The following is a 13,136-nucleotide window of genomic DNA, read 5'->3' as shown; positions in this document are numbered from 1 at the left end:
ATGTGCTACAATAACTATGTAGTTTTTGTTCGGTAATCTTGGTAGTTTGTTTCAAATAAACATCTTCCAGATATTCACCATTCAAGTAATTGCAAAATATGTGTTTGATACACAAGGAGGATTTTTATTATGGAAACAGGTACAGTGAAATGGTTTAACTCAGAAAAAGGTTTCGGTTTCATTACAGCAGAAAACGGCAACGATGTATTCGTTCATTTCTCAGCTATCCAAGGTGATGGATTCAAAACTTTAGAAGAAGGCCAAACAGTAAACTTCGATGTTGAAGAAGGTCAACGTGGCCCTCAAGCAACTAACGTTGTTAAAGCTTAATTAACCCACTACTAAATAAAAGCTCAGTCTGCTAGTTCCTAGCGGTCTGGGCTTTTTTGTGTTTTCTTTTCATATGCTTTGATTCTCTACACCTAAGAACATCGCCTTACATGGTTAGATGAGTGATAACGAGAAAAGGAAGGGGAGAAGTAAACTTACTGTTTCTCTCAGTAGCAAAGATAACAACAGACGTATGCTTTAGGTTGATTTCCTAAGAATTTTCAAGTGATTTGTAGTATAATTTCAAAAGAAGACTAGAGGGAAGAGAAGAGGAAGATATGTTGAAACCGAAAACTTATGCAGTCGTCGATATTGAAACGACTGGGACAAATCCAAAAGAAGATCGCATTATCCAATTTGGATGTGTCATGATCGAAGATGGGCGGATCACCTCTCGTTATTCGATGGATATCAACCCTGGGCGAAAAATCTCAAAACAGATCCAGCATTTGACAGGGATCACCAATCAACGTGTCCATCGTTCACCCTATTTTGAAGATGTAGCACAAACGATTTACAACCTTCTAGCGGATACCATCTTCGTGGCGCATAATATTTATTTTGATTATCAGTTTTTGAACCATGAATTGACTCGCTGTGGCGTACCTAAATTACAGATTCCAGGAATCGATACAGTCGAGTTGGCCCAGATATTTTTGCCGACTGAACCGAGCTTTCGTTTAGCTGATTTGTCGGAAAGTCTGGGGTTTATCCACGATAATCCCCATCAGGCAGATAGCGATGCGGAAGTGACAGCACAGTTGCTTCTACTGATTGAAGAACGGATGCGTCAGTTACCTTTAGTGACGCTTGAACAGATCGTGAAACTGAGCAATCATACAGGGATGGATACTAGATTATTCATCGAACAAACCACCAACGAACTGAGAAAGCAGCCCCCACCTTTATCAGATGAACTGGAAATCATCGAGGGAATCGCCTTACAAAAAAAAGAAGTCGAACTGTTTTCAGAAGTTTACTATGGTCATAAAGCTTATCCAAGAAAAAAACAAGCGAAAGAGAAAATATTTGGAAAAACGTTGATGTATCGTAAAGAACAAAATCGTTTGATGAATGTTGTCTATGATCATTTTACCAAAGATGAATCGAAAAATTTGATGATCGAAGCAGCGACTGGTATGGGCAAGACGATTGGCTATCTATTGCCTCTTAGCTATCTGGCCACACCGGAGAAGCCGGCAGTGATCAGTACGGTATCGCTTGTTTTACAAGAGCAGATCATGGAAAAAGATATTCCTTTGTTGAATCAATTATTCGACCAACCGATCCAAGCGACGATTATCAAAAGCTACCGCCATTATCTCGATTTGCAACGGTTCAAAGCCACACTCCTTGAGCCAAAGGAGCAAAAACAATATGCACTCTATCAAATGACAGTTCTTGTCTGGCTGACGCAGACGAAAACAGGAGATTTAGATGAATTGCATCTAACGAATTTGAATCATGCCTTTTTTACAGATGTTTCGCATCGCGGGCTTGACTTTTTAGCGAAAAAACAAGCGTTCTATGAACAAGATTTTATTCGATTTTTGCATCGACAAATCAAGCAAAGTAACTTCTTGATCGTCAACCATGCTTTTTTAGTCCAAGAAACACAAAGAAAGACACCGTTGTTGCCTGAAAGTCCTTATTTATTGATCGATGAAGCACATCATTTACCTGAGATTGCTGAAAAAGTCAATGATCAACGATTCAGTTTGAGCTATTTTAACAAGGAAGTACAATTATTCGAAGAACCTGATCGTTTGTTCGATCGCTTCAAAGGCTATCTTCCAGCCAATCATGAGGGGCAGCGCTGGCTTGATATCTACAAAGAAGAGTTGTCTGCGCTTCGTGAGGCACAGCTTTGTTTAGCTGAAGGGTTACTTGAGATCATACCTCAACAAAAAAGACAAACTTACCCGGAAGAAGTCATGATCACGAAAGAGGACTTAGATAAATTATCTTTTGAAGCAAGTACAGCCATTGACCATCTTCATCTTTTTTACCAAGAAATAAAGGGATTACAGTACAGGATCCGTTCAGGCTTAGAGGTGCTTCAAGAAAGTTGGACGAAGCAAATGCGTGTCGATCTTGCAAGTCTGTATGCTTTGTTTGATCGTTTAGATCAACAAGCAAGTTTTATGGAAGAATGGTTGGAGAATTGGCAAGAAAGTTTAGTCCATTGGTTTGTTCCGGGTGCCACCCCTCAGCAGACGATGTTCCATCTCCACGATTTTACTGCCGCACTGATTCCCAATACAGTTTGGTATCAGCGCTATGAACGGATTTTATATATAGGAGGGACATTGAAAGTGGGCCCAGATCGTCAATATTTGGCGAAACGATTAGGAATTGAAGGTACTCCGCTGAAAGTCATTGCCTCTCCTTATGATTACGAAAAACAAGCACGGATCTTCGTGCCAAAAGAAGCACCAGAGATCAATCAATTAAGTGGTACAGCGTATGTCGACTATCTAACGGATGTGTTATACCAGTTGATCAGACAAGAAAAAAGACCGATCCTAGTTTTGTTTACTTCTCATGATGTTTTACAAAAGGTGTATCAACGAATGCATTTGACAATGCTTGAACAAGGAAGAGAGATTTTAGCTCAAGGAATCGGTGGCAGTCGTGAGAAACTATTGAAGCGTTTTGTTCTTTCTGATATGAGCGTGCTATTCGGCGCAGATAGTTTTTGGGAAGGCGTCGACCTGCCAGGAGATGCGTTACAACTAGTCGTCATTACGCGGTTGCCATTCGATCATCCACAACGTCCAATGGTCAAAGCGAGAAATGCGTATTTGGAATCGGAAGGCATCAACCCTTTTTATCAAGAATCCTTACCAAAGGCAGCACTGAAGGTCAGACAAGCTTTAGGTCGTTTGATTCGTTCGGAAACGGACAAAGGTGTCTTGCTGATTTTAGATCGACGATTAGTGACCGCAAAATATGGCGCGAGGATCATTCATGCCTTGCCTAAAAAGATGCCTGTCCAAGAGGCGCCTTTTGAACAAATTTGTGAAGATATCCATGATTTCTTAAACAAAAACGAAGAAATTAAGCCATAATCGAGGACTATTTTCACCTCGAAATCTGTTATAATGGACATCAATGAAAAAAGAAGGAGCGACAGTCCTTGAAGAATCAGACAAACAAAGAACATACGATCAATCGCATCTTGCTGGGCTTGATCATCGCTTTATTAGCAGTAATCGTGATCAGCACGATTTTTTATCTGCGTGCGACACGCCCAATGACGCAAGCGAAACAAGAGGCGACAAAACTAGCTGAACAATATGCAAATCTTGAGGAAGTGGACCAATTCTATTGGTTTACTCGGGAAGCCACTTATTTTTCATTAACAGGCCAAAATGATAAAGGACAAGATATTGCAGTGATCATACCTAAATCGGGTGAGCGTGTGAAAGTGTTAGAACAAAAAGCAGGCTTGACCGAAGAAGCTGCCCGCCAAGAAATCAGCAAACAACATCCCGATCAACAAGTGGAAAAAGCTTCCTTAGGGATGTACAAAGATGAACCGGTATGGGAAGTCATTACCAAAACGTCAGATGACCAGTTGAATTATTATTTACTTTCTTTTAAAACGGGAGAGGAAGTCAAAGTCATTAGCGGGGTATAGAAAAGACGGATGAAAGGATAGATTGGATGAAACAGTCAAAAAGAGTGGAACGCTTAGAGCCTTCCGTAACACTAGCAACTGCAGCAAAAGCAAAGGCATTGAAAGCACAAGGGAAAGACATTATCAGTTTGACCGTAGGAGAGCCTGATTTTGCTACACCTGAAAATATCCAAGAAGCAGCGATCGCAGCCATCAAGAATGGAAAAGCAAGCTATTATACGCCAACAGCGGGTATTCCAGAATTAAGACAGGCAATCGTTTCGTATCTGGAAACCTATTATGGCTTGACTTACGATGCTTCTCAGACGATTGTGACAGACGGGGCGAAATTTGCCCTCTATGCCTTATTCCAAACAATCCTAGATCCAAAAGATGAAGTCATCATTCCAGTACCTTATTGGGTGAGCTATGGTGAACAAGTCAAGTTAGCAGAAGGTGTCCCTGTTTTTGTCACTGGTCAAGAAGTCAATGATTTCAAAGTGACCCTCGAACAATTGGAACAAGCACGTTCTTCCAAGACAAAAGCAGTCATTATCAATTCTCCTTCTAATCCGACAGGGATGATCTATACAAAAGAAGAACTACAAGTTATAGGTGAATGGGCAGTAAAAAACGATATTTTAATAGTTGCTGATGATATTTATGGCCGATTAGTTTATAATGACAATGAGTTTACTCCAATTGCAACGATTTCAAAAGCAATACGTGAACAGACGATAATCATCAACGGTGTATCAAAAACCTATGCAATGACAGGCTGGCGTATCGGATACGCGGTCGGCGATCAAAAAATCATTGATGGGATGATTGCGATTGCATCACAATCAACTAGTAACCCAACTGCAGTCAGTCAATATGCGGCTGTTGAAGCATTACAAGGGGAACAAGATACCGTTGAAGAGATGCGCAAAGCATTTGAAGAACGTCTAGACATCGTATTTCCGCTTGTTGCTGATTTGCCCGGGGTGTCGGTCAAAAGACCACAAGGCGCATTTTACTTGTTTCCGAATGTGAAAGAAACGTTAGCGATATGTGGCTATGAACAAGTGACGCCGTGGGTCGAAGATCTACTAGAAGAAGCAGGGGTTGCTCTAGTTACAGGTGAAGGTTTCGGCGCACCGGAAAATGTTCGTTTGAGTTATGCGGCGAATCTAGCAACGTTAGAAGAAGGAATCCGACGAATCCAACGTTTTATTGAGAGTAAAAGTCAAAACGAATAGAAATTATTATAGGACAAAGGAGAATTTTACGTGGAACAAATTCAAATCATCGATTCAAAAAAACATGTAGGCGAAACAGTAACGATCGGTGCTTGGGTCGCTAATAAGCGTTCAAGTGGGAAAATCGCCTTTTTACAATTACGAGATGGGACAGCATTCTTCCAAGGAGTTGTCGTAAAAAGCGAAGTGCCTGAGGAAGTTTTCCAAATGGCAAAAAATCTTTCTCAAGAAACATCGATCCTTGTGACAGGTGAGATTCGTGAAGATAGCCGTTCTAAATTTGGCTATGAGATCGGGATCACGAACATTGAAGTAGTGAGTGAAAGTCATGATTATCCAATCACACCAAAAGAACATGGAACAGATTTCTTGATGGATCATCGTCATTTATGGTTACGCTCTTCACGCCAACATGCAGTGATGCAGATTCGAAATGAAATCATCCGTGCAACCTACGAATTTTTCAACAACAACCAATTCGTTAAAATCGATCCACCGATCTTGACTGGCTCTGCCCCAGAAGGAACCACCGATCTATTTGAGACAAACTACTTTGATCAAAAAGCATATCTGTCACAAAGTGGTCAATTGTACATGGAAGCTGCTGCAATGGCATTTGGTAAAGTATTTTCATTTGGACCAACTTTCCGTGCTGAAAAATCAAAAACACGTCGTCATTTGATCGAATTTTGGATGATCGAACCTGAAATGGCGTTCACGCATCAAGAAGAAAGCTTAGAAGTACAAGAACAATATGTTGCTTTCTTAGTTCAAAGTGTATTAGATAACTGCGAGTATGCTTTAGACGTCTTAGAACGTGATAAAGAAGTATTGAAAACTTATACTAAATTACCTTTCCCACGTATCACGTATGATGATGCCATCGAATTATTGAAGAAAAATGGTTTTGACGATATCGAGTGGGGCGATGATTTCGGTTCACCACACGAAACGTTTATTGCGAACTCATTTGAACAACCAGTCTTTATCTTGAACTATCCAAAAGCGATCAAACCATTCTACATGAAACCACATCCAACAAGAGAAGATGTCGTGATTTGTGCAGATATGATCGCACCTGAAGGATATGGCGAGATCATCGGCGGAAGTGAACGTGCGACTGACTATGATTTCTTACTTGAACAAATCAAGAATCATGGCTTAGACGAAAAAGAATACTCATGGTACCTAGATCTACGTAAATACGGATCTGTTCCACATTCTGGTTTCGGCTTAGGCTTAGAACGTACAGTGACTTGGATCTCAGGGATCGATCATGTACGTGAAGCAATTCCATTCCCACGTTTGTTAAATCGTATTTACCCATAAGAAATAAGACGCGTTCCACGAAAATCGTTCATCGTATTTTCGTGGAACGCATTTTTTTTAAGAAGTTATTATGAAATCACTATTGTTCCAATTCCTTCTTTCTTTGGCTAGATGTGTGTGGGATAATAACGTAAAAGTGGCAAGGAAAGTAGGGTGTGTGATGGAACAACGACTTTTATTCATTGGAGATAGTATCACAGATGCGGGTAGAGGAACTGACGATCTCGGTCAGGGCTATGCACTGTTAACAGCGGCAAAATTGGCTGCGAGTGATCCAGAAAACACGTGGACATTCGTCAATCGCGGAATCGGCGGAAATAAGTTAGCAGACCTAAAGAAGCGCTGGCAAGCAGACTGCATCGATTTGAAACCTGATATGGTCTCGATTTTGATTGGTATCAATGATACATGGCACAATGTAGGCGAGCCTGCAGCATTTGCGACAAAAGAATCTTTTGAGCGTTTTGAAGCCGATTATCGGTATTTACTTGATCGTTTAGTGGAAAGTGGCATCAAAAAAATCGTCTTGATGGAACCATTTGTTTTGCCAGAGCCTGACGATCGTAGAAGTTGGCGTAGTGATCTTGATCCAAAGATCCACTTGATTCGTCAACTAGCAAAAGAATATCAAGCAGTTTTTGTCCCGTTAGATGGAACGTTGAATTCTTTAGGCATCTCATATGGCTATGAGAAATATACAGGGGATGATGGTGTCCATCCGACACTACTGGGTCATGAAACGATTGCCAATATTTGGATAGAAACGGTCAAAAAAAGAAAAGAGTGGTTTGAATGATCATTCGCCCAGCAACCGAAGCAGATCTACCGATGATCAATAGGTTGATCAGGCAACAAGAAAATCGATTCTTGGAGGAACTAATGCTGCCAGATATAAACGATCCATTGAATATATCCTTTATAGCAGCACATGATGACGCAGAAAAACAAATGATTTTCGCTTTTGGACAAGCGAGACAAATCGAAACGACTGAAGCAGATCAACAATCAGGTGAACTGCTTCAAACGATTTTTGTGGCAGTCGATCAAGAAAGAACAGTAGCCGCTCAGTTTATGGAGCAGTGGTTACTAGAAGCAAAAAAACGTAAAATCAAGAGAGTCGATTTCAATGGTTTTTAACGTAAGACTCTTATTAGAATGGAGAAAGAAACAATGAGTTGTATTGGAAATATTATTTGGTTTATTTTTGGTGGCTTACTCGGAGGACTGAGTTGGGCGGTAGCAGGTGTATTATGGTGTATCACAATTGTTGGTATTCCGGTCGGGCTACAATGTTTCAAACTAGCTTCTTTATCGTTTGCACCCTTTGGAAAAGAAGTCATTTATACAAACAATGGCGTGTCTTTGATCGTCAATATCATTTGGTTGATCGTGTCAGGTTTGCCGATTGCTTTAGGTCATGTCATCAGTGGGATTTTACTTTGTATCACGATCATTGGTATTCCTTTCGCAAAGCAATCCTTCAAACTAGCACGCCTAGCGTTGATGCCATTTGGGGCAGAAATCGTTTAAATAGTGACTAAATATAAAAGTAACTCTCTTGCACAGTTGGTTGTCTGTCCAAAGAGTTACTTTTTTTACACTTAGCGAGTGATATCTGTATGTTTTTTAGGTATTTGCTTACTCAAAAAATTCGATTTGTTGGTTGCGTCTACTACGCGATGATTAAAATTCGCTTGTGTAAAGGACGTTTGTGTTGGAGAAGTTGGAAGTGTCACGTCTGTGGTGTTACTTTTAGAGGTCTGTCTATCAGAAAAAATCCTATCTTTGACTGTTTTGACTGTTCCCCCAAACCGCTGGCTCTTAACTTTTACTTTTTGGCGAAATCCCTCTTTTAATGGTTGATCCGTTCCATCGATGATTGCGTTGATGTGAGCATCCAATGGTTTCAATCGCCTGGAATCATCATAAAAAACATGATAATAATAAGGTGCAACCTCGACGGATTGATTTTTGACAAATTTTTTAGGTGTTTTAGGATCTTCGTAGACTTTCTTTACGAAATCATCCGAAATATCAACGAATTCATCTCTGGAGATAGTTTCTTTTAGACCAGTGATTTTTTTTCGCTGTTCGTAATGTTTCCATAATTGAAAAAATTTTTGATCGTGTTTTAAATTTTCACCTAAAAAAGTCTGAAAGAACCGCTCACGAAACGCAAACGATGAGCAGAATTTAGGTTTCACTTTATCTTCAATCAATGGTGGAGTAAAAATAGCTTCCTGACAATTATGAAGAACACTTCGGAAAGTGACAAGCGGTTCTAAAATCGGGCAGTTGGGAATCATTGCATACCCTCTCATTTCAAAATTAAGGTTTTTTGCAGGCTTATCTGAGAGTCTGGTGATTTCATTGATGAGGTTGATCTTAGACTCACTGTGGTGTTCAAGCTTTGTCGCAAATAGTATTTTACTTAATTTCCCCAACTGATCCGCTGGGATTTTTAGCAAATGATTCCCCATCTTTTTATTTGTCTCATATTTATCTAATTTCGCGACAAGATAGTCATTATCTTGCTTATAAATTACTAAGCCATAAATATGATTATGATAAGAGTCAGGGGTCACTGAATAAGCTGGAAAAATCATAAAACTGGCTGGGTCATCTTTTTTTAAATGTCTGATTTTCTCTTCCAGTTCAGTCGGTTTTTTCATATCGTAGTAGACGATCGTATTTCTTAAAGACTGGATCACTTGATTTTTTTGACTTTCATTGATCAAGGTACCAGCAACATCATTTTCAATCATTTTGATAAATCTTGAAAATAAAAATTGATAATTTTTTCTTCCGCCTGAACCGACAACTTCAAATGCCGCCGCATTTCCTAATCTTAAAGCAAGTGCCAATTGGTGGTATTGTCCATCAAAATCAAGCATAATAACTCTCCTTATTTTTTATTTTCGTGCAATAGTCCCACCATAGAAAGGATAGGATAAATTTACTTGGCAACTGTTTTTCGCTTTATCTCAATTTCGTAGGAAAACAGTTATCTTTGTATTGAACAGACTTGGCGCTCTTTTTTTGAGAGAAAACTAATGGAGGTAACGTTATCTGATGAAGTAGAAGCAATACTATTACTTGGTCTAAAATATTGAGAATTCTCATTGTTTTTATGTTGAGATTTATCAGTTGTTATGTTCTTTTTATTGGTTATATGACTTATTTTTGTGTGCAATGTTTCCAATTTTTTTGACCTTGAATGAAATACTTTATAATTTTGTTGACTGGCTTCATTTGTTTGATTTCTCTTAAATTCTATTGGAACGGCTGGATCATTTAAGACTTTATTTAAATATTTAATAGAAAGATAGCGGATTTTTCCTTTGTATTCTTTATCAACTAATTGAGTTTCTGCTTTTCGCATGGTGTAATAATGCCATAATATAGAAAATTGTTGATTATGTTGCTCATTATCGGTTAAAAACGTTTGATAAAATCGCATCCGAAGCTCCTTTGAAGGCCATAGTTTTGGATTGATCACTTTCTTCTCCTTGATTTCGGCAGACGAAATTGGCTTATTGCAATTGTAGACAGTCCATTTTAATGCTGTTAACGGTTCAAGTATCGGGCAATTTGTAATGCCTGGATAACCACGCATTTCCACATGTAAAGCAGAGGGTTTTTCAACAGCTATTTTTTTTAGTTTTGAGAATATATCAACAGATATTCTCGTCTTTCGATACTCAAACTTAGAATAATAAAGAATATCGCTAAGCTTATTTAAATTTTTTTCATCAATTTTAAGCTGGAAGTTCGTAGTCATTGACTCTAATTTATTGATCTTAGTAACAATGTAGTCCTTATTTTTGTGAATGATCAAGCTATATATGTGATCATGAAATAATCTTATAGTAGTAGAGTAAGAGGGAATGATGACAAAGCTAGTTGGGTCATCCTCTTTTAAGTTTTCCATGATGTGCTGAATGTCTTCTCTTTTTTTGGCATCGTAATAGTCAATTGTATGTTCAAGAGAGTGTATCAAGTCATTTTTTTTGACTGTTTCAATAAAAAATGAATCTTGATCATTTTCGATCATTTTTATCAATTTTGAAAATAAAAATTGATAATTTTCTTTTCCTTTCTTTCCGACTGCTTTGAAGTTGGTAGCTTTTCCTAGTCGCAAAGCCATAGCTAGTATATGGTATTGATCGTTGAAATCAATCATGTATTTCCTCCTTTAGTGTCTTATGTAAAAGTTTATCATTCGTCACTTTTACATAAGAAACTTCTTTTACACCTTGCAGAAATAATGATTCTCCCGAACGATACTTTAATCATGATCTGTTATTACTATGATTTGACATATGAATAACTATTCATGTATAATAACTTATGAATAGATAGTCATATGTTTAGTAAGGAGGGACTTGAAATGAAAAGTTATCAATTAGAAGGTTTAGATTGCGCAAATTGTGCGATGAAAATCGAAAAAAAAGTACAAGCAATACCCGGCGTAAAAGAAGCATCAGTCAATTTTGCGACTGGAAAAATGATGATCGATGCAGATAAACCGGTCATTGAAGCGATTGAAAAGCAAGTAACAGAAGAAATCCATCAATTAGAACCAGAGGTCAAAGTAATCGAAGTGAAAAACCAGATAAGTGAAAATCATGAACCAGAAAAAGAAAATAAAACAGCGTTGTTACGTATCATCATAGCGTCACTTAGTTTACTTTTATTGTTTTTATGGAAGCCTGCTGAGCCAATTCGTTTCGTTACTTTTTTCGCCATTTTTGTTCTTATCGGCTTTGATGTGATCAAGCAAGCGGTTGTCAATATTCGTAAAGGACAAGTGTTTGATGAAAATTTTTTAATGTCGATTGCAACGATTGGTGCAATGATGATCGGTGAATATCCAGAAGCAGTTGCTGTCATGTTGTTTTATCAAATCGGTGAGTATTTCCAACATTTTGCGGTCGATCAGTCTCGTCGGTCCATTCGTGAGTTGATGGCGATCCGACCGGAAGTTGCTCATGTGATCACTGAAAGCGGCTTGGTAAATAAGCAACCAGAAGAAGTGCAGATCGGTGAGTCGGTCATGGTCAAACCAGGTGAAAGAATTCCTTTGGATGGAACGATTTTGAAGGGACAATCCCTCGTAGATACATCTGCATTAACAGGAGAATCATTGCCTAAAGAAGTGATGAATGGTGAAAATGTATTAAGTGGTTTTATCAATAAGACCCATCCTCTAACCATCGAAGTTAAAAAGAACTATGAAAATTCGACCATCAGCAAATTATTAGAACTAGTGGAGACAGCAAGCAGTAAAAAGGCACCTGCTGAAAAATTCATCACTAAGTTTGCTCGTTACTATACGCCGATCGTCGTAGCGTTAGCTGTTCTTTTAGCAACTGTCCCACCCTTACTCTATGGAGGAGATTTTTCTGAATGGATTTATCGAGCATTGACATTCCTAGTGATCTCTTGTCCATGTGCATTGGTCATTTCTGTTCCACTTAGCTTTTTCGGAGGAATCGGTGGAGCTAGTAAACGGGGGATACTTGTCAAAGGTGGAAATTATCTAGAACTTTTAGCTCGTACAGAAACAGTAGTATTTGACAAAACAGGTACCCTGACCAAGGGTGATTTTGCCGTACAAAAAGTTGTTTCTACCATTGACGAGAAAGCATTTATGAAATATGTGGCGAGTCTAGAAAATGTATCGACACATCCAATCGCCAAGGCGGTCATGGATACCTACAGTGGCCCGTTATATGAAATTGAAGAACCTGCAGAAATCGCTGGAGAAGGAATCAACGCCCAGGTCAAGGGACAAGAGGTACTTGTCGGAAATCAAAAATTATTGGCTCGCTATGGAGTCGAGCAACCAGAGAATCATGAAATAGGAACATTGATCTATTTAGCGATCGACAGTCAGCTCATGGGCTATTTAGTTATTGCGGATACGATCAAACCAGATGCAACATTTGCTATCGAGACATTGAAAAAAGTCGGCGTCAAAAAGACAGTGATGTTGACAGGTGATGCCCAAAAGATTGCGGAACAAGTCGCAAAAGAGGTCGGAGTCGATACAGTCTATAGTGAACTGCTTCCAGAAGATAAGGTAGAAAAATTAGAAGCATTGATGAGCGAAACGACTCAGAAAACTGCCTTTGTCGGAGACGGGATCAATGATGCACCGGTATTAGCTCGAGCAGATGTGGGAATCGCCATGGGTGGTTTAGGCAGTGATGTAGCCATTGAAGCAGCCGACGTCGTCATCATGAACGATGAGCCATCAAAACTTGCGGAGGCGATTGAAATTTCAAGAAAAACGTTGAAAATCGTCAAGCAAAATATTGCGTTTGCTATCGGAGTAAAAGTAATCGTATTGGTTCTCGGAGCTATTGGCTTTGCTTCTATGGGAAATGCAGTCTTTGCCGATGTGGGTGTGACCCTGATAGCAGTTTTAAACGCCATGCGTGGGCTATCTGTCAAAAAAGTCAAATAAACAGTCAAAAAAGCACCGTTAAACCACAGAAATCATTTATTTGAGGACTGTGGTTTTTCTGTGATTAAAATAACTGTAAGATTTTAATTGTTCTGAAAATTCCAAAATAGTTAGAAAATACTTCTTGTTTGTTCGCCTTTAA

11 protein-coding genes are annotated in these 13,136 nt (G+C 38.9%); 9 read left to right on the top strand and 2 right to left on the bottom strand.

Features of this window, described 5'->3' with window-relative positions; genetic code table 11:
- Positions 1–129 precede the first annotated feature (129 nt).
- The 8 genes from IGJ95_RS09585 to IGJ95_RS09550 all read left to right on the top strand — a co-directional run bounded on the left by IGJ95_RS09585 (position 130) and on the right by IGJ95_RS09550 (position 8,052).
- The gene (locus IGJ95_RS09585; RefSeq protein WP_005875554.1) at positions 130–330 is read left to right on the top strand and encodes a cold-shock protein; all 201 of its coding nucleotides are present in this window, start codon (positions 130–132) and stop codon (positions 328–330) included.
- Between the two features lie 281 nt (positions 331–611).
- Positions 612–3,401 carry a helicase C-terminal domain-containing protein gene (locus tag IGJ95_RS09580; RefSeq protein ID WP_194179842.1) on the top strand — a complete coding sequence of 930 codons (2,790 nt, stop codon included), beginning with the start codon at positions 612–614 and terminating at the stop codon, positions 3,399–3,401.
- A gap of 68 nt (positions 3,402–3,469) precedes the next feature.
- Positions 3,470–3,973 carry a cell wall elongation regulator TseB-like domain-containing protein gene (locus IGJ95_RS09575; RefSeq protein ID WP_010734977.1) on the top strand — a complete coding sequence of 168 codons (504 nt, stop codon included), beginning with the start codon at positions 3,470–3,472 and terminating at the stop codon, positions 3,971–3,973.
- A 26-nt stretch (positions 3,974–3,999) separates the two neighbouring features.
- Entirely contained in the window at positions 4,000–5,193 is a 1,194-nt protein-coding gene (locus IGJ95_RS09570; protein ID WP_062804936.1) for a pyridoxal phosphate-dependent aminotransferase, read from the top strand.
- Positions 5,194–5,223: 30 nt separating this feature from the next.
- Positions 5,224–6,522 carry an asparagine--tRNA ligase gene (asnS, locus tag IGJ95_RS09565; RefSeq protein WP_010734979.1) on the top strand — a complete coding sequence of 433 codons (1,299 nt, stop codon included), beginning with the start codon at positions 5,224–5,226 and terminating at the stop codon, positions 6,520–6,522.
- 160 nt (positions 6,523–6,682) lie between these two features.
- Positions 6,683–7,318: an SGNH/GDSL hydrolase family protein gene (locus IGJ95_RS09560; RefSeq protein WP_104776392.1), complete on the top strand. Its 636-nt coding sequence runs from the start codon at positions 6,683–6,685 to the stop codon at positions 7,316–7,318.
- On the top strand, positions 7,315–7,659 hold the full coding sequence (locus IGJ95_RS09555) for a hypothetical protein (RefSeq protein ID WP_023519988.1): 345 nt from the start codon (positions 7,315–7,317) through the stop codon (positions 7,657–7,659). Before IGJ95_RS09560 ends, IGJ95_RS09555 begins: the two co-directional genes overlap by 4 nt.
- Before the next feature lie 33 nt (positions 7,660–7,692).
- Entirely contained in the window at positions 7,693–8,052 is a 360-nt protein-coding gene (locus IGJ95_RS09550; protein ID WP_010734982.1) for a YccF domain-containing protein, read from the top strand.
- 71 nt (positions 8,053–8,123) lie between these two features.
- On the opposite strand, the gene IGJ95_RS09545 is transcribed toward IGJ95_RS09550, so the two are convergent.
- On the bottom strand, positions 8,124–9,416 hold the full coding sequence (locus tag IGJ95_RS09545) for a hypothetical protein (protein ID WP_010734983.1): 1,293 nt from the start codon (positions 9,414–9,416) through the stop codon (positions 8,124–8,126).
- Between the two features lie 110 nt (positions 9,417–9,526).
- Positions 9,527–10,705: a hypothetical protein gene (locus tag IGJ95_RS09540; RefSeq protein WP_137072589.1), complete on the bottom strand. Its 1,179-nt coding sequence runs from the start codon at positions 10,703–10,705 to the stop codon at positions 9,527–9,529.
- A gap of 207 nt (positions 10,706–10,912) precedes the next feature.
- Between IGJ95_RS09540 and IGJ95_RS09535 the strand changes: the two genes are divergently transcribed.
- A complete protein-coding gene (locus tag IGJ95_RS09535) occupies positions 10,913–12,994 on the top strand; it encodes a heavy metal translocating P-type ATPase (RefSeq protein ID WP_438761801.1) in 2,082 nt (693 codons plus the stop codon).
- Positions 12,995–13,136: the final 142 nt, after the last annotated feature.

This window comes from Enterococcus sp. AZ156, from assembly GCF_051714165.1.
GTDB classification, from domain to species: Bacteria; Bacillota; Bacilli; order Lactobacillales; family Enterococcaceae; genus Enterococcus_B; species Enterococcus_B pernyi.
This window is presented reverse-complemented; position numbering and strand designations above follow the sequence as displayed.

What these genes read in the sequence shown, in the direction of transcription:
- IGJ95_RS09585 (WP_005875554.1), top strand. Translation starts at nt 130, where the DNA reads ATGGAAACAGGTACAGTGAAATGGTTTAACTCAGAAAAAGGTTTCGGT.
- IGJ95_RS09570 (WP_062804936.1), top strand. Translation starts at nt 4,000, where the DNA reads ATGAAACAGTCAAAAAGAGTGGAACGCTTAGAGCCTTCCGTAACACTA.
- IGJ95_RS09560 (WP_104776392.1), top strand. Translation starts at nt 6,683, where the DNA reads ATGGAACAACGACTTTTATTCATTGGAGATAGTATCACAGATGCGGGT.
- IGJ95_RS09555 (WP_023519988.1), top strand. Translation starts at nt 7,315, where the DNA reads ATGATCATTCGCCCAGCAACCGAAGCAGATCTACCGATGATCAATAGG.
- IGJ95_RS09550 (WP_010734982.1), top strand. Translation starts at nt 7,693, where the DNA reads ATGAGTTGTATTGGAAATATTATTTGGTTTATTTTTGGTGGCTTACTC.
- IGJ95_RS09545 (WP_010734983.1), bottom strand. Translation starts at nt 9,416, where the DNA reads ATGCTTGATTTTGATGGACAATACCACCAATTGGCACTTGCTTTAAGA.
- IGJ95_RS09540 (WP_137072589.1), bottom strand. Translation starts at nt 10,705, where the DNA reads ATGATTGATTTCAACGATCAATACCATATACTAGCTATGGCTTTGCGA.
- IGJ95_RS09535 (WP_438761801.1), top strand. Translation starts at nt 10,913, where the DNA reads ATGAAAAGTTATCAATTAGAAGGTTTAGATTGCGCAAATTGTGCGATG.